The 16,378-nt window shown below is 70.5% G+C and carries 14 protein-coding genes and 1 pseudogene; 12 read left to right on the forward strand and 3 right to left on the reverse strand.

The window, feature by feature from the left end; translation table 11 throughout:
* The 3 genes and pseudogenes from DL991_RS43565 to DL991_RS33460 all read left to right on the forward strand — a co-directional run.
* Nucleotides 1-212 (forward strand): annotated as a pseudogene (locus DL991_RS43565) (N-acetyl-1-D-myo-inositol-2-amino-2-deoxy-alpha-D-glucopyranoside deacetylase); the annotation flags it as partial.
* Entirely contained in the window at nt 209-625 is a 417-nt protein-coding gene (locus DL991_RS33455) for a hypothetical protein (RefSeq protein ID WP_125788356.1), read from the forward strand. The pseudogene DL991_RS43565 and the gene DL991_RS33455, both read left to right, overlap by 4 nt.
* Entirely contained in the window at nt 618-1,409 is a 792-nt protein-coding gene (locus DL991_RS33460; protein WP_125788357.1) for a hypothetical protein, read from the forward strand. Before DL991_RS33455 ends, DL991_RS33460 begins: the two co-directional genes overlap by 8 nt.
* A 4-nt stretch (nt 1,410-1,413) precedes the next feature.
* Here DL991_RS33460 and DL991_RS33465 read toward each other — a convergent pair whose 3' ends face one another.
* Nucleotides 1,414-2,175: a site-2 protease family protein gene (locus tag DL991_RS33465; RefSeq protein ID WP_125788519.1), complete on the reverse strand. Its 762-nt coding sequence runs from the start codon at nt 2,173-2,175 to the stop codon at nt 1,414-1,416.
* 171 nt (nt 2,176-2,346) lie between these two features.
* On the opposite strand from DL991_RS33465, the gene DL991_RS33470 reads away from it, so the two are divergent.
* On the forward strand, nt 2,347-2,730 hold the full coding sequence (locus tag DL991_RS33470; RefSeq protein WP_007028952.1) for a WhiB family transcriptional regulator: 384 nt from the start codon (nt 2,347-2,349) through the stop codon (nt 2,728-2,730).
* Nucleotides 2,731-2,863: 133 nt separating this feature from the next.
* On the forward strand, nt 2,864-6,136 hold the full coding sequence (locus DL991_RS33475; RefSeq protein ID WP_233599152.1) for a glycosyltransferase family 2 protein: 3,273 nt from the start codon (nt 2,864-2,866) through the stop codon (nt 6,134-6,136).
* A 337-nt stretch (nt 6,137-6,473) separates the two neighbouring features.
* Here DL991_RS33475 and DL991_RS33480 read toward each other — a convergent pair whose 3' ends face one another.
* On the reverse strand, nt 6,474-6,905 hold the full coding sequence (locus tag DL991_RS33480) for a metallopeptidase family protein (protein WP_007028954.1): 432 nt from the start codon (nt 6,903-6,905) through the stop codon (nt 6,474-6,476).
* 116 nt (nt 6,906-7,021) lie between these two features.
* Here DL991_RS33480 and DL991_RS33485 point away from each other — a divergent pair, with 116 nt between their 5' ends.
* The 6 genes from DL991_RS33485 (at nt 7,022) to DL991_RS33510 (ending at nt 12,221) form a co-directional block, all read left to right on the forward strand.
* Nucleotides 7,022-7,375, forward strand: coding sequence for a DUF3499 domain-containing protein (locus DL991_RS33485; RefSeq protein WP_073848429.1), 354 nt, complete (start codon nt 7,022-7,024; stop codon nt 7,373-7,375).
* Nucleotides 7,376-7,447: 72 nt separating this feature from the next.
* Nucleotides 7,448-8,803, forward strand: coding sequence for a phosphomannomutase/phosphoglucomutase (locus tag DL991_RS33490; RefSeq protein WP_125788358.1), 1,356 nt, complete (start codon nt 7,448-7,450; stop codon nt 8,801-8,803).
* 52 nt (nt 8,804-8,855) lie between these two features.
* Nucleotides 8,856-9,077, forward strand: a complete 222-nt coding sequence (locus DL991_RS33495; RefSeq protein WP_125673982.1) for a Trm112 family protein — start codon at nt 8,856-8,858, stop codon at nt 9,075-9,077.
* Nucleotides 9,061-10,152, forward strand: coding sequence for a hypothetical protein (locus DL991_RS33500; RefSeq protein WP_125788359.1), 1,092 nt, complete (start codon nt 9,061-9,063; stop codon nt 10,150-10,152). Before DL991_RS33495 ends, DL991_RS33500 begins: the two co-directional genes overlap by 17 nt.
* A gap of 66 nt (nt 10,153-10,218) precedes the next feature.
* Nucleotides 10,219-11,499: a mannose-6-phosphate isomerase, class I gene (gene manA / locus DL991_RS33505; RefSeq protein ID WP_125788521.1), complete on the forward strand. Its 1,281-nt coding sequence runs from the start codon at nt 10,219-10,221 to the stop codon at nt 11,497-11,499.
* Between the two features lie 212 nt (nt 11,500-11,711).
* Complete coding sequence (locus DL991_RS33510; protein ID WP_125788360.1) at nt 11,712-12,221, forward strand: hypothetical protein; 510 nt, start codon at nt 11,712-11,714, stop codon at nt 12,219-12,221.
* 90 nt (nt 12,222-12,311) lie between these two features.
* Here the strand turns inward: DL991_RS33510 and DL991_RS33515 are convergent, their stop codons facing one another.
* A complete protein-coding gene (locus DL991_RS33515) occupies nt 12,312-15,320 on the reverse strand; it encodes a BTAD domain-containing putative transcriptional regulator (RefSeq protein ID WP_125788522.1) in 3,009 nt (1,002 codons plus the stop codon).
* A 143-nt stretch (nt 15,321-15,463) separates the two neighbouring features.
* On the opposite strand from DL991_RS33515, the gene DL991_RS33520 reads away from it, so the two are divergent.
* Nucleotides 15,464-16,378, forward strand: a complete 915-nt coding sequence (locus tag DL991_RS33520; RefSeq protein WP_125788361.1) for a cation diffusion facilitator family transporter — start codon at nt 15,464-15,466, stop codon at nt 16,376-16,378.

The following is a 16,378-nucleotide window of genomic DNA, read 5'->3' on the forward strand; positions in this document are numbered from 1 at the left end:
CCCAGGCGGTGGCCCCGCACCCCGGGGAAAGGGCCGCCCCGTGGGGGGCGACAGACCCCCGGCGCGGCGGCCCCGCCCCGCCCGCCCTCGCCGACCACTTCGCGCTGAGCAACGACGTCGCGCAGCCGATCACCCCCAACGAGTACTTCGTGCTCGCACACGGACCGGCCGAAGGTGCCGCGGCCGATCTGTTCGGGGGACTCGCGAAGTGAACCCGCCGCTCACTTCGCGGCAGCGCCTGCTGCTCGCCTTGCTGACCTTCGACGCCTTCTTGCTCGGGCTGCTCGAACTGTTCTTCCTGCCGCTCCGGCTCGACGGGATCGTGCTGCCGAAGCTCGGTGACGCGCCCATGCCGGTGACCGTGGTGCTCGCGGTGATCACCACCCCGTTGCTGGTGCGGACGACCGCGAAAGTGGTGCGGCCCTCCTTTTCGGTGATTCCGCTGCTCGTCTGGGTACTAGTCGTACTCGGAATGGGCGTGACCGGACCCGGTGGTGATCTGGTGCTGATACAGGACTGGCGCGCACTGCTGCTGATCGGCGGCGGGGCGTTGCCGGGAGCGCTGGCGCTGGGTGGCGGTCTGGGCAGTGCGGCGAAGGTCGCGAAGGGAGTCAGCAGTGGGTGAAGCGATTTCGGACCGCCAGGTCGTGGCGGTGCTGCGGCCGTTCGTCCGCGCCTGCGGGCCGATGGTCGACGCGCTGCGTGACGCGGATCCGTTCGGTTTGCAGGCCAGGGGGCGTCGTCACGAGGATCTGGACGGCGTCGAACCGGGGCTGAAGGACAAGCTGCTCAACGGGATCACCTCGGTCAAGGTGCCCGGCACCGCGGCTTGGGCCGAGATGTCGAACTACCAGCGGACCGACTGGTGGGTGAACCGGGTCGGCCGGTTCACCGCGCTGATCACCGCGATCCCCGGTCTCGGCGGCGCGCTCGCCGACCGGCTGCCCGTGCAGGACGCGCTCGGCTCGGCGGCGCAGGGAATGTTGCTGTGCGCGATCGCGGGGGAGTACGGCGTGACCGACGTCGGCGCCCGGGTCCGGCTGATCGCGTGGGTGCTCTTCGAACGCGACATCGATCCCGCGATCGCGGCGGGCAAACACGCCGAACACGACAAGGCCGCCGAAGACGACGAAGCGGCGAAGCTCACCGAAGAACTCGACGACGCGAAGAAGAAGCACGGCAAGGTCACCCTGAAGGCGGCCGCCGGCACGCTGTGGCGGCTCGGGCGGGGGCTCCTGGGCATCGTCGACGAACTCGAGAAGCGGCCTCGCGGCCGTCTTTTCCACCGTGCGCTCGGGAAGCTGCCGGTGGTCGGCATGGCGGGCGACTACCTCGGCGAGCGGTCCGGCCTCAAACGCGTCTGGAAGCGGGCGCACGAATGGTTCACCGAGCACCCCGAAGGCAAGTGACCGCTCACTTCCAGAACATGAACGCGTCTTGTCCATATTGGGCGGCGAGCGTGAACCCTCCGACGGAGTCGAAGACCGCGTAGGACCCCTGCCACAGCAACGAGCTGGCTCCGGGTACGAGGAACAGCACGGCGAACAGCACGAGCGGTGCCCACGGCCGGGCCTTCGCGCCGAACTCGCGCGCGCCGGGCGAAAGGTACGGCTCGATCGCGCCCCAGCCGTCGAGACCGGGGATCGGCAGGATGTTCAAGATGAACGTGACGATCTGAAGCAGCGCCAGGAACGAGATCCCGATCACGAGACCGGACGTCATCGGCACCAGCGCGACGAGCAGCGTCAGCACCACGCCGACGGCGAGGTTGCTCAGCGGCCCGGCGAGCGAAACCCACGACTGGACACCGCGCGATCGCAGCCGTCCGTGTTCGATCCAGACCGCGCCACCCGGCAGCGGGATGCCGCCGATGAAGAGGAATACCAACGGCAGGATGATGGACAGTGCCGGATCCGTGTATTTCCGGACGTCCATGGACAGGTAACCCTTGTGGGCGACGCTGCTGTCACCACCGCGGAACGCCACGAGCGCGTGGCCGAACTCGTGGAGCGTCAGTGACGCGACCCAGCCGCCCGCGACGAGCAGGACGACGCCGATGATGATGAGCGGGTCGTACTTCTGGCTGGAAATAGTGGTCGTGTCACCGAACGCCGCCAGTACACCGCCAAGGACGGTGACCGCGAGGATGCCGAGGAAGATCGGGCTTGGCCGCACTGCTGATCTCTGCACCCCTCCAGTCTTCCGTATGCCCGATGTGAAGTTCTCGGCGTGTCCCCTTGCGCGATGAGGCGCGGGTATCCCCCGAACTCGCTACTCCGCTTGACCTGACCGCACTACACGGGTGTAATCACAGTGATGTCATTCGTCGCTGGAAGGGGGCGGCGGATGGTGTTTCAACACCGCCAGCCTGGGGAGTGCGTGGACAGCGAGGAGGCGGACGTGCGGTTGGAAGCAGATGGCAGGGAATGGGGGCAAGTCGTGGGTTGGGGTGAGGTCCCGGAGCAGCAACTGGGCGATCTCACCGAGCTTTTCGACGATGCCTCCGCGGAAGAGCAGGACTGGCAGGAACGGGCCCTCTGCGCGCAGACGGACCCGGAGGCGTTCTTCCCGGAGAAGGGCGGCTCCACCCGTGAAGCCAAGCGGATCTGCCTCGGTTGCGAGGTCAAGGACGAGTGCCTCGAGTACGCCCTCGCGCATGACGAGCGGTTCGGTATTTGGGGCGGGCTCTCCGAACGTGAGCGTAGGAAACTGAAAAAGCGAGCTGTGTGACAGCGATCTCCGGTGGCCCCCGTGCGCCGGAGATCGCTTCTGCCCGCTTCCACATAGTGGGGCCACCAACGGGTGACAGGGTCGCGTCGTAGGGTGGCGGCACTCGACTTCGCCGCCACATCTGGAGTGCCCGTTGTCTCGCACTGCCGCGTCACCTGCGCTGCGCACGGTCCCCGTACTGGCCATTGTGGTCTGTCACAACGGCGAGAACTGGTTGCCACTGGCGCTTTCCGCGCTGCGACGCAGCGGCGTCCGGCCGCGGCACATCCTCGCGGTCGACACCGGTTCCACTGACCGGACCGCGCGAATCCTCGCCGACGCGGCGTCGGTCGGCGAAGCGCCGGTCTTGGACGGAATTCTCACACTTTCCAGTGATGTCGGCTTCGGCGCCGCCGTCGGCGAGGCCGTCGAGCACGCCGTCGAACGCTGGGGTGATCCCGGCGGCTGGCTCTGGCTGCTGCACGACGACTGCGCGCCGGAATCCGACTGTCTCGAAAATCTGTTGGCAGCGGCCGAAAACGAGCCCGAGGCGACGGTGCTCGGTCCGCTCGCGGTGGACTGGAGCGATCCGCGGCTCATCGTCGAAGCGGGGCTGTCGACCGACGCCATCGGCCACCGGCAGCAGATCTCGCCCGACGAGACCGACACCGCGGTGCTCGCCGTGCCGAGCGCGGGATCGCTGGTGCGGCGCGAAGTCTGGCATGACCTCGGCGGCTACGACCCCGGTTTTCCCTTGCTGCGCGAGGATCTCGACTTCGGCTGGCGTGCCAACGCCGCGGGTGGCCGGGTGCTTTCGGTGCCGGCGGCCCGGCTCCGGCACGCTCGCGCGCTCAGCACCGGACAGCGCGAACCGGACGTCCTCGGCCTTCCTCTCGCGACGGCGAACCGCGCGCACGGGCTCCGGGTGTTCCTCGTCAATTGCTCCCCAGTGTCCTTTTGGTTCGGTCTTTTTCGAATTCCGGTCTTCGCGGTGTTGCGGGCGCTGGCGTTCCTGCTGTTGCGGCGCACCGGCGAGGCGGGGGCGGAACTCGCGGCCACCTGGTACCTGCTGCGCGGTCGCGGCGGGCTGCGCGCGGCCCGCGCCGGACGGCGGAAGACCGGCAGCGTCCGCGGTCTGTTCACCGGTCGGATGACGCGGCTGCGCAACGCCGTCCGCGCCGGTGTCGTCAGCCTCGTCCGGCGCGGGGTGGAACGGGATTTCGCGCTCGGGACGGTGCCCGAAAGCGCGGATCAGGAAGGGGCCTGGATCCCGCCGGAGGCGGTGAAGGCCGGGCAAGATCGTCCCGTCGGCCCCGGCGCGCTGCCCGCGGGCGCGATGCGCGGGGTCGGCTCGCGGGGGACGGGTCTGCGGCGGCCCAGCGCGGTCGTCGCTGTCGCGGTTCCCGAGAAATCCACTTCGGAGGGTCCGAAACCGTCCCCGGTGCCGCGTGACGGCGGACGGCGGCCGGAACAGGAACTCGTGTTCGTCGAGGTCGACCGGAAGCGCGTGCTCGGCGCGACCGTGTTCGCGCCGCCGGTGATCGTGCTCGTGGCGCTGACGGCGCTCGCGTTGGTGCTCAACGGTTCCCGGCTCGGGCTGGATCTCTTCGGGGGGAAGCTGCTGCCGGTCGGCGGGCTCGGCGAGATCTGGTCGTCGTATCTCGCGCCGTGGCACGCGGTCGCCGGTGGGACGGCGAGTCCCGCGCCCGCGACGCTGCCGGTGCTGGGCGCCCTCGGCGCGATCTTCACGCCGATCGGTGGACCCGCGGCGCTGGTCGCGATCCTGCTGATCGGCGACATCCCGCTCGCCGCCTTGAGCGCGTACGCCGCCACTCGGCACCTTCGCGTGCGTCGCTGGGTTCGGGCCGTCGTCGCGGCGGCGTACGGCGTGCTTCCCGCGGCCACGGCTTCGGTCGCGCAGGGACGGCTCGACGTCGTCGTCGTGCATCTGCTGCTGCCACTGGTGATCGCGGGCATCGTCGGGCTGCTGGTCCGCGCGGATTCGCGATGGCTGCACGTTTCCGCGCTGAGCGCGATCGGGCTGGCGCTGATCGGTGCCTTCTCGCCGCTGGCGCACGCACTGGCCGTGGTCGGGCTGGTGATCGGGTTCGTGGTGCTGCCTTCGCCGACCGGGCTCGCGCGGCGGATCGCGTCGGTCGGCATCGTGGTCTTCCTGCCGCTGGCGTTGCTGCTGCCGTGGCCGAGTGTGCTGCTGCGGCATCCGGAACTGCTGCTGCACGGGCTCGGCGGTGCTGCCACGGCCGCGTCCGGCGCCGACCTCGCCGGACTGGACCCTGGCGGTCCCGGCGCGTGGCCGATCGGGGTGGCGCTGGTCGCGGCCGCGATCGTCGCCTTGGTCGTCCGGCCGTCGAAGGGCGCGGGCGGCGGTGTCGCGGTCGTCGTGCTGGGGGTGCTCGGCCTCGTGGCGGTGCGGTTCGTGGCGGTGACGCCGATGTCGGGCGGCGCGCACGCGACCGGGTACGCCGGGGTGCCGCTGCTGGTGATCAGCGCGGGATTGCTGTGGACGGTGCTGGCGACCTGGCAGCGGGGTGGGTCCGGTGTCGACCCGGCGCCGTGGCTGGCGAAGGTCACGGCCGTGGCCGGGGTGCTGGCGCTGCTCGCGCTGGCGACCGGTGCGGTCGTCGCCGGACGGGAAGGGCCCTTGCGTTCGGGTGAGCGTCCTTCGCTCGCGCCGGAGATTTCCGCGGAGCTGGCCGCGAGCGGGCGTTCGGTGCTGGTGGTGGGTTCCCCGGCCGAGCCGGTGCGGCAGACCGGTGGACGGTTGCCGTTCTACGGCGACGACGAACTCGCGCCGACACCCGGCAGCGCCGATCGACTGGCGTCGTGGCGCCGGGATCTGCTCCAAGGTTCGCCGGACGCGGTCAAACAGGCGTTCGCGGCGGCGTTGGCCTCGGGGGTCTCGTATGTCGTTCTGCCGAGCGGTGCCGACGGCGGTGCTTTCGTCGGACTCGCGCGTGACCTGGTCGCCCCGGCGACGCCGACTTCGGACGGGCGTCCGGTGCTTCGCCTGCTGCCGGCCGGCGGGCAGGTGGCGTTGATCTCCCCGGAACTGGCGCAGGCCGCCGTGACCGGGAAGGGCGCGCCCGGCGCGTCGCCCGGGGTGGCTCCGGTGCAGGCCGGACTGCCGGACGTGCGGGTGCGCGTCTCGGAGGGGCCGACCGGGCGGCTGCTCGTGCTGGCCGCGGAGTTCGAGGCCGGCTGGCAGGCGAGCGTGGACGGCAAAGCCGTGCCGATCGTGCGGGCTTGGGGTCACCAGGTGGCGGTCTCGGTGCCGCCTACGCCTTCGGAGGTGGTGGTGGAGCACCAGGGCACCACGCGGAACCTGCTGCTGCTGGCGCAGGTGGCGGCGGTGCTGTTCACGCTGCTGACCGCCGTACCTACGCGGAGGCGACCCACGGTTTCTTGAGGCTTTCGGCTTCGCTGTCCTGAAGGTGCCCTTTGAGACGTTGAGCGTCTCAAAGGTGCCCTTCAGGACACTCGCGCTGCCGAGCTCCTACTCCAGCCCCCTCCAGCCCCCAGATGCCGGGTGCGGGGTGCTGGGTGCGGGGGTGCGGGGGCACCCCGCTTTCAGCATCCGACCACTCACCCGGAGTTGTCCACAGCCCGTTCCCCTTGTGGACAACTCGGCGCTACAGCCCCGTTTCCGCAGGTCCCGTCGCTGCCCTGCGATACGCTGGGCTGGGGACGCCCCCCGGGGAAGGGCGGGGGCTGGGGTGTGGAGGCTGGGGTGCGGAGGGGGAGGGTTATTCGCCTTCGATGACGTCGGGTTCGACGCCCAGGTAGCCCGCCACCTGCTCGACGAGGACGTCGTGGACGAGTTCCGCGAGTTCGCCCGGGTCTTTCGCGCGCGCTTCGAGGGGGCGGCGGTAGAGGACGATGCGGGCGCGCGTCGGGAGGCCGGCGCGGTCGACGCCGGCGGGCACGAGCCGCGACAGCGGGACGGCGCCGTCGTGCAACACGCCGTCCACTCCGGTCGGTGCGCCATCCGAGCGAACTTCGGGGACATCGTCGACGGCGACGTCGAGCTTCGTCAGCTCGTGCCGCCACCGCGCTTCGATCGGTTCGAGCGCGTCCAAAACCAGCGCGTCGAACCTTTCCGCCCTGCTAGCGGCGGCGGGAAGGGTCGACGGATACAGCGCTCCGCGCAGGCCCCGGCCGTGCCGGTCCCGGCGCATCCGCCGTCGCTGTCGGGAATCACGAGCCGTCGCCACGAACCGAAGGGTACGCGCTCGGCGAATCAAAGCGCGTGTCGCCGGTACGCCCGGCCCGCGACGCGCTATCGTTCTCGATCGTGCGGAGCGTACGAAAGTGTTCGCGAACGGGTTGTCTCGAACCCGCTGTCGCCACGCTCACGTATGCCTACAGCGATTCGACAGCCGTCGTGGGGCCACTGGCCACCGCGAGCGAACCGCACTCCTATGACCTCTGCGAAGCCCACGCCCTCCGGCTGACCGTGCCCAAAGGCTGGGAAGTCGTCCGGCACGAAGGGGCCTTCGCCGCTCCAGACCCGTCCGCGGACGAGCTGACCGCGCTGGCCGAGGCCGTGCGTGAAGCCGGCCGTTCCGACAAGCCCGCGCCCGAGCCCGAACCCGAGGGACCCTCGGGCAGGCGCGGCCACCTGCGGGTCCTGCCCGGCCGAGCCTGACGCGGGGGACCGCCGGTAGGCTTTCGAGCGCGCCAGAGGGCGTTGTAACGAGACTATTGGCGGGGAGCAGGCGTGCCAGACCTTTCGGGCATCGTGAAGGCCTACGACATTCGCGGCGTGGTCGGTGAGCAGCTGGACGCGGCACTCGTCCGCGACCTCGGTTCGGCCTTCGCCCTGTTGATCAAACCCGAGTCGGACGCGATCGTCATCGGTCACGACATGCGCGACTCCTCGCCCGAGCTGTCCGCCGCCTTCTCCGACGGCGTGACCTCGCAGGGCCTCGACGTCGTGTCGATCGGCCTCGCCAGCACCGACCAGCTCTACTTCGCGTCCGGATCGCTCAACCTGCCGGGCGCCATGTTCACCGCCAGCCACAACCCGGCGAAGTACAACGGCATCAAGCTGTGCCGCTCCGGCGCCGCCCCGGTCGGGCAGGACTCCGGTCTCGCGGAGCTCCGCGACACCGTCGAGCAGGGCGTGCCCGCCTTCGTGGGCCAGCGCGGTTCGGTGACCGAGAAGGACGTCCTCGCGGACTACGCGGCGTACCTGCGCAAGCTCGTCGACCTGTCGGGCAGCCGCCCGCTGAAGGTCGTCGTCGACGCAGGCAACGGCATGGGCGGTCACACCGTCCCGACGGTCTTCGCGGGCTTGCCCATCGAGGTCGTGCCGATGTACTTCGAGCTCGACGGCAACTTCCCGAACCACGAGGCCAACCCGCTCGACCCGAAGAACATCGTCGACCTCCAGGCGAAGGTGCGCGAGGAAGGCGCCGACGCGGGTCTCGCCTTCGACGGCGACGCGGACCGCTGCTTCGTCGTCGACGAGCGCGGCGAGCCGGTGTCGCCGAGCGCCATCACCGCGCTGGTCGCGATCCGTGAGCTGGAGAAGGAGCCGGGCGGCACCATCATCCACAACCTGATTACGTCGAAGGGTGTCCCGGAGATCGTCGCGGAGCACGGCGGCAAGCCGGTGCGCACCCGGGTCGGGCACTCGTTCATCAAGGCCGAGATGGCCAAGACCGGCGCGATCTTCGGCGGCGAGCACTCCGCCCACTACTACTTCCGCGACTTCTGGCGCGCCGACACCGGCATGCTGGCCGCGCTGCACGTCCTCGCCGCCCTCGGCGAGCAGACGGGCCCGCTGTCCGAGCTGACCGCGGAGTACTCGCGCTACGCGGCATCCGGCGAGATCAACTCGACCGTCGACGACCAGGTCGCGCGCATGATGGCGGTCAAGGACGCGTTCGGCGCCCGCGACGGCGTCGAAATCGACGAACTGGACGGGCTCACCGTGCAGCTTCCCGGCGGCGGCTGGTTCAACCTGCGCCCGTCCAACACCGAGCCGCTGCTCCGCCTGAACGTCGAGGCCGCCGACGCCGAGGCCGTCCGGGCGCTGACCGAAGACGTATTGACGATCGTCCGTGGGTAACGAAGGTGGCGTGAAAACACCCATCGAGACGTCCCACAGGTAGGGAGTAACCATGGCCGTCACGTTCGACGCACAGTTGCTGGAGATCCTGGCCTGCCCGTCCCCTGATCACGCGCCGCTGCGGCCGGGGACGACGGCCGACCCGGAGGCCGACGCGCTGACCTGCACCGAGTGCGGTCGGGTGTATCCGGTCCGTGATGGAATCCCGGTACTGTTGCTGGACGAAGCCACCGAGCCGACGACCCCGGATGGCGATCATGCCGACGGTCCCTGACGATTCCCTGCTCGACGATCCCGCGAGGCTGGCCGAGGCCGACACCGCGGGGCTTCTCCGTGCCGCCGCGATGGCGGGCGCCCAGGTGCGGGCGACAGCCGAAGCCGCGGCCGAACTCGAGCTGAGCGATCGGCTGGACGTCGGCCGCCCGCGCTCGCTCGTGCTGATCGACCGGCCGGGCGTCAGCCGGACGCTGACCCGGATGATCGCCGCGCTCCTCACCCCGTCGTGCCCGGTACCGGTGGTCGTCGCCGAGGTGGTGCCGAGCTGGATCGGCGCGCTCGACGTCGTCTTCGCGCACACCGACGACGCCGGTGACCGCGAGCTGGCCGCGTCACTGGAACGTGCCGCCCGGTTCGGGGCGACGGTCGTGCTGTCCGCGCCCGCGGAAGGCCCGGTCGCGGCCTCCGTCGCGGGCAAGGGATTGCTGCTCGCGCCGAGGATCCCGGTTCCGCCGGAGATGGCCTTCCCGCGCGGTCTCGCGGCCGCCCTGCTGACCGCGAACGCGCTCGGCCTGCTCGTGGCCGACCTGGAGCAGCTCGCCGACCACCTCGACGCGGAAGCCGAGAAGGACTACCTGTCCAGGGATTCGTTCGCGAACCCGGCCAAGGCGATGGCGCTGAAGATGGCCGATCGGCAGCCGCTGCTGTGGGGGCTGGACCCGGTCGCCGTCGCCGTCGGCGAACACGCGGCCCACGCGTTCGCCGCGCACGCCGCCGTCGTCTGTGACGCGGAGGACTACCGCCAGGCGCTGGCCAGGCCCGCCTTGCGGCGGGCGGCGTTGTCCGGCGGCCGGGATCGCGATATCTTCGCGGACCCGGAGGAGGGGAACGGTTCGGCGCCGAGGGTGTTGCTCCTCTCGGTTCGGACGGGACCGGCCGCGGAAGCGGCCCGTTATCAGGCGGAAGACCTGCTGCCCGGTGCGGATGTGATCGCCCCGGCCGAAGAGATCGAAACGGACGAGATCGTGCGTGCGGCCGTTCTCGCGCTGCGTTTCGAGCTGGCCGCGGTCTATCTGGGGCTGGCCGTCGGCAGCATCGGCGGCGCCGGGAGGTACACGCCCGCAACGGCGTGAGTCCCGAGCGCGACGTAAGCAATGAGGGCCGGCACCACCCGTGCCCGGCGAGGAGTTGAGGTGACAGTGGAGCTGCTGCGCAATGCCGTGCGGCCCTACGCGTGGGGATCGAGAACGACGATCCCCGAGCTGCTGGGGCGTCCGGTGCCGGCGCCGCATCCGGAGGCGGAGCTGTGGATGGGCGCCCACCCCGGTGACCCGTCCCACGTCATCGGCCCGGACGGCACCGAGCGGAGCCTGCTGGAACTCGTCGAAGCCGATCCGGTCGGTCAGCTCGGCACGACCTGCGCCGAACGCTGGGGCGGCAGGCTGCCGTTCCTGCTGAAGATCCTCGCCGCCGAAGAACCGCTTTCGATGCAGGCACACCCGTCCGCCGCGCAGGCGGCGGAGGGGTACGCGCGCGAGGAGTCGGCGGGGATCCCGCGCGACGCCTCGAACCGCAACTACCCGGATCCCACGGCGAAACCGGAACTCGTCTGCGCGCTGACCGAATTCCACGCGCTGGCGGGCTTCCGTGACCCGGAACGCACGATGTCGCTGCTGAAGGCGATCGAAACACCCGGGCTGGCGAAGTACGCGGTGCTGCTGGAGGCCCAGCCGGATCCGGCCGGTTTGCGCGCGCTGTTCACCACCTGGATCACGCTGCCGCAGGCCGCGCTCGACGAACTGCTGCCCGAGGTCCTCGATTCCTGTGTGAAACACGTCCAGGGACGCGGCGAGTTCGACGTCGAATGCCGGACCATCCTCGAACTCGGCGAAGCGCATCCGCGGGACGCGGGGGTGCTCGCGGCGCTGCTGCTCAACCGGCTCACCCTCAGCGCGGGCGAGGCGATCTACCTGCCCGCCGGCAACCTGCACCTGTACCTGCACGGCACCGCCGTCGAGATCCTGGCGAACTCGGACAACATCCTGCGTTGCGGACTGACCCCCAAGCACGTCGACGTGCCGGAACTGCTGCGCGTCGTCGACTTCGCGTGCGGCGAGATGCCGGTCCAGAGCGGCGAGCGCGGCAGTGCCGATGGGCCCTCGGCGGGAAAGAACCCCTCGGCGGGAAAGAACCCCGCGGACCGGCGCCTGTCGGTGTACCGCACCGACGCACCGGAGTTCGAGCTGTCGCGGATCGAATGGGAGGCCGGGGACGGTGGCGAGGTCGCCGTCCACGACGTCGGCCCGCAGATCCTGCTGTGCACCGCCGGTGGCCTGCAGGTCACGGCCGACGACGGCGAACAGGTCGAGCTCCGCCGCGGCCAGTCGGTCTGGCTCCCGGCCGCCGACCCCGCCGTCCGTGTGCGGCCGCTTTCCGCTGAGCGCACCCAGGTGTTCCGCGCCACCGCCGGCACCTGCTAGCCCCTCACCCTCGCAATTCGGCACCTGGTTGCGGTCCTTGCACGCGCAAGGACCGCAACCAGGTGCCGAATTGCGGAATCGCTTGGTCGACGGAGTCGCTTGGTCGAACTGTGTGCGTTCCGTGTGGTGGCTTCCGCAACTATCGCCCGAAGGGGTGACCCGGCGCTTGGCGTCGGCTCGTCCCGGATGTCGATAGCCAAGGAGCAGCAGTAGTGACTTCCCATCCCGACGCGGCGAGCGGACGCGCTTACCGGGCGCAGGTCTCCGCGCGCCCCACCGCTCTGCTCGCCGCGCTCGGACTCGCCGTCGTGACCGTGCTCGTCCCGGTCGTCGACCTGGTGCTTCCCTTGCCGAGCGGCCAAGACCTGGCCGGTTCGGCGCAGGCGCTGGCAGGATTCGCCGGCGACACGATCGAGTCGATCAAAGCCGCGGGCTCCGGCCTGCACGGCCTCGCCGCCGGCGCGGAGAGCAGGCTGAACCTCCCGCTGGTCGTGCTCGTCTCGCTCGGCGCACAGGTCCTGCTCACCGCCGCGCTGGTGGTGACGGGCACCCAGCCCGTCCGCGTGATGCTGACCGTCGCCGGGCTGATCAACGTGTTCGCGGTCGCGCGACTCGGGCCCGCCTCGGCGCCGGTGTGGGACGCCGCGGCCAACGGGGTGCTGGTGATCGCGCTGGCCTGGTTCTCCGCCGGACGGCGTGAACCAAGGCTCGCCGCTCTGTGATCTTGACTGAGGGTGATCCGGACTGATGGTGATCGCGGACTGATGGTGATTTCCGGGTGGTGCCCGTCTGAGGGGTCGGGCACCGCTCGGTCAGGCCGGGGCGGGTTCGGTGAGCGACAACAGCAACCGGACGAGGGTCGAAGCGTTGGCGTCGTGGGGGACTTCCAATCGCTTCGCCTCTTCGCCCGCCGCCTCGGCCGCTTTTGTTTCCCCGACGGCCTCGTACGCCCTGCGCAGCACGTGCAGGGTGAGGCCTGTCGCGGGTTTCCCGCCCATGGCACGGAATTCGTCGAGACAGCGGCGCAGCACGGGGATCGCGCGATCGGCCCGGCCGTCGCCGATCCAGCTCGCGGCGATCGCCCGCGTGCAGGAAAGCTCCCTCGGCCGTTCTTCGAGCGCTCCGGCCAGCCGCCGCGCGTTCTCGTAGGCCTTCACCGCGCCGTCACGCCGTCCGGCGCCCGCGAGGATCGCGCCCTGGGTGCGCAACGACTTCGCCAGCGCCGATTTCGCCGTCGTCCGCCGCAGGACCCAGACCGATTCCTCGATCGTCGCCAAGGCCTCCTCCGGGCGTCCGTCGAGCATCAGCGACCACGAAAGTCCTTGCAGGGCAACACCGAGCTGGCGTTCGTCGCCACTTTCGCGCGCCTTGGCGAGGATCCGGCGATCGATCTCCAACGCCTCGGAGATCTTGCCCAATCTGTGCAGAGCGGCGGATTCCGCTCGCCTCGCGTGGGTTCCGGAATCCTCCACAGTGGACAGTTCTCGGGCCTGGGTCGCGGCGTGCAGCGATTCCCCGGCCCGGCCGAGCCCGACCAGGCTGTGCGCCAGATTGGTCTCCACCCACGCCTGCGTGGCCAGATCGCCCAGCTCCGCCAATTCCTTCGAACATTCGCGATAGCCCTCGACGGCGCGTTCGTACTCGCCGCGAACATGCAGCAACACCGCCAGATTCGCCTCGGCGATGACCACGATGTGCCGGTCATCCGCCTCGCGGGCGGCGTCACGCAACGTCTCGTACGCCGTCCGCATATCGGTGTAATGGCTGTGCAAGTACAGGTACGCGCTCAGTCTTTCCAGTATCCGCAACGCTTTCCGCCGCCAGCCGACGGCGCACAGCGACGAGACGGCGGCGACCAGGTTGGCCCGCTCCACCGAGAACCAGGTGCCGGGATCACGCAGCAGCCGCTCGACCAGCTCGCCCGCCAGGGGCTGCACGGGGACATCGTGATCCGACAACGGCATCGGCACCGTCCTCGGCAGGCGGCGGGCCGCCGTGTCGGCGAGGCACAACGCCGCGTCCGACACCTTCGCGACGGTGGCCACCCGCTCGGCGCGGGTCTCCAGTTCCCTGCCGAGTTCCGTGGCGAACACCCGCACCAGGTCGTGCACGCGGAACCGCTGCTCACCCGTCGGATCGAGACCGGTGGCTTCGAGCAGGCTGGCCTCGACGAGTTCGTCGATGGCCTCGTCCGAGCCTTCGTTATCGGCACCGTCTACCAGGGTCGACACCGCCCACGCGGGCAGGTCGAGGGTGCGGCAGCGGCCGATCGACCGGAACGCGCGCCGCGCCGCCGGGCTCAGCGCCTGATAGCTCAACGCGATGCTGCCGCGCACCTGGAGGTCGCTGACCTGGAGTTCGTCGAGGCGCGAGACCTCGTCTTCCAGCTTCCCGGCGAGCTTTCCGAGCGGCAGCCCCGGCCGCATGGCGAGCCTGCTGCCGGCGATCCGCAGCGCCAGCGGGAGATTGCCGCAGGCCTTGGCGATCCGCTCCGCGTCCGCGGCTTCGGCGCCCACCCGGTCCGGCCCGGCGAGCCGTGCCAGCAGGGTCATCGCCTCGGCGCCGGACAGCGGTGCGAGGTGGAGGCGATCCGCCCCGGCGAGCCCGGAAAGCCGCCGCCTGCTGGTGATCAGGACGGCGCTGCCCGGCGTTCCCGGCAGCAGCGCGCGGACCTGATCGGGACTCGCGGCGTCGTCGAGCACCACGAGGACCCGCCGATCGGCGAGGCGGCCGCGGTACACCGCCGCCCTGGCGTCGACGTCGTCCGGGATGGCCGGGCCGGTGACGCCCAGCGCGCGCAACAGGTCGCCGAGGACGGTGGCGAGGTCGCGAGGGCTGGAGGCGCCGGCCAGCGGGACGAACAGCTGCCCGTCCGGGAAGGACCGGCGGAGCCTGTGCGCGGTGCTGACCGCGAGGGTGGACTTGCCCGCGCCGGGCTGGCCGGTGATCACCGCGACGGGGACCCCCGCGCCGTCACCGAGCAGCCCGGAAAGCTTCGCGATCTCGTCCTCGCGGCCCGCCAGATCCGCGATGTCCGGAGGCAGCTGGCAGATCGGGAAGACCGGCGCCTGCTTCGCCGAGGGCACCGGATCCTCACCGCGCAAAACGGCGGCGTGCACGCGGCGGACCTCGGCGCCGGGTTCCACGCCCAGCTCCTCGACGAGGGTGGCACGCAGATCGCGGTGGACGGCCAGCGAATCGGCCTGCCGCCCGGCGCGGTGCAACGCGACCATCAGCTGCGCGGCAAGCCGCTCACGCAGGGGATGTTCGGTGATCATCGCCTGGAGTTCGCCGGTGAGCTCGCCGTGCCTGCCGTCGGACAGTTCGGCGTCGACACAGTCTTCGAAGGCGGCGAGCCGTTCCGACTCGAGCCGGGCGACGTCCGCGTCGAGCCGGGGGATGTGCAGCCCGGACAGGACCGGCCCGCGCCATTCCGCCAGCGCCCGGCGATAGTGCCCGGCGGCGGCCGCCGGATCGCCCGCCCGCGCCACCGCCTTCCCGGCCGCGACGGCTTCGCGGAAGGACAGCAGATCGAGGTCGCCGGGCTCGACCACCAGCCGGTAGCCGTGTGGATCCCGCTCGATCTCCAGCCCCTCGAAGCGGGCCCGCAGACGGGAGACGTACGTGTGCAGATTCGAGGAGTACGACTTCGGCGGAGTCTCCGGCCAGAGCGTCTCGACCAGGGCGTCGACCGGGACGGGCGAGTTCGCGTTCAGCAGAAGGACGGCCAGCAGGGCACGCTGATGATCGCCGCGCGGCGTCGTCCGCCGCCCGGATGGGCTCTCGATCATCAATGGTCCGAGCACGCCGAATCGCGGCACGGGCACCTCCCAGGTCATGAGAGGGGCGAGACTAGCGAGGGGGCCCGACAATTCTGTGACCTGTCCCGCCCGGCGCGTACGGGCTCATCTGCACTGCTAGCCTTCGAACCCGGCATATCGGGACACCATCCGGGGAGTTGCACGTGTCTGCAGGTGGCGGAACCAAGGCGATCATCGCCGCGCTCGTGGCGAACGCCGGAATCGCGGCCGCGAAATTCACCGGCTTCCTCATCACGGGGTCGTCGTCGATGCTGGCCGAGTCCGTGCACTCGCTCGCGGACACCTCGAACCAGGGCCTCCTACTGCTGGGACAGAAGACCTCGCAGCGCAAGGCGACGCGCACCCACCCGTTCGGCTTCGGGCGGGACCGGTACTTCTACTCGTTCATCGTCGCGCTGATGCTCTTCAGCCTCGGCTCGGTGTTCGCGCTGTACGAGGGCATCCACAAGATCAGCGAGCCGGAGGCACTGACCTCGCCGCTGGTGGCGGTCGGCATCCTCGTGGTCGCGATCGGGCTGGAGTGCTACTCCTTCTACACGGCGATCCAGGAATCGAAGAAGATCAAGGGCGACGCGGGCTGGTGGGCGTTCATCCGCCAGGCCAAGACCCCCGAACTGCCGGTGGTCCTGCTGGAGGACGCGGGCGCGCTGCTCGGCCTGGTGTTCGCGCTCGCGGGCGTCGGGCTCTCGGTCATCACCGGCGAACCGGTGTGGGACGGCATCGGCACCGTCACGATCGGCCTGCTGCTCGGGATCATCGCGATCATCCTGATCATCGAGATGAAGAGCCTGCTGATCGGCGAAGGCGCCACTGAGACCGATCTCGACGCGATCGTCGACGAACTCGCCGCCGGCAAGGTCGAGCGGGTCATCCACATCCGCACGCTGTACATCGGCCCGGACGAGATGCTGGTGGCCGCGAAGCTCGCGCTGGTGCCCGGGCTGGACACCGCCGACATCGCGCAGGCCATCGACGACGCCGAAGCGCGTGTTCGCGCGAAGGTGCCGACGGCGAAGCTGATCTACCTGGAGCCCGACCTGGACCGCGCGCTGGCCTGA

Source organism: Amycolatopsis sp. WAC 01375 (assembly GCF_003947325.1).
Taxonomy (GTDB): domain Bacteria; phylum Actinomycetota; class Actinomycetes; order Mycobacteriales; family Pseudonocardiaceae; genus Amycolatopsis.

Coding starts and splice junctions, on each gene's coding strand:
- DL991_RS33470 (WP_007028952.1), top strand. CDS start 2,347: ATGGTGTTTCAACACCGCCAGCCTGGGGAGTGCGTGGACAGCGAGGAG.
- DL991_RS33480 (WP_007028954.1), bottom strand. CDS start 6,905: ATGCGCCGGGACCGGCACGGCCGGGGCCTGCGCGGAGCGCTGTATCCG.
- DL991_RS33495 (WP_125673982.1), top strand. CDS start 8,856: ATGGCCGTCACGTTCGACGCACAGTTGCTGGAGATCCTGGCCTGCCCG.
- DL991_RS33500 (WP_125788359.1), top strand. CDS start 9,061: ATGCCGACGGTCCCTGACGATTCCCTGCTCGACGATCCCGCGAGGCTG.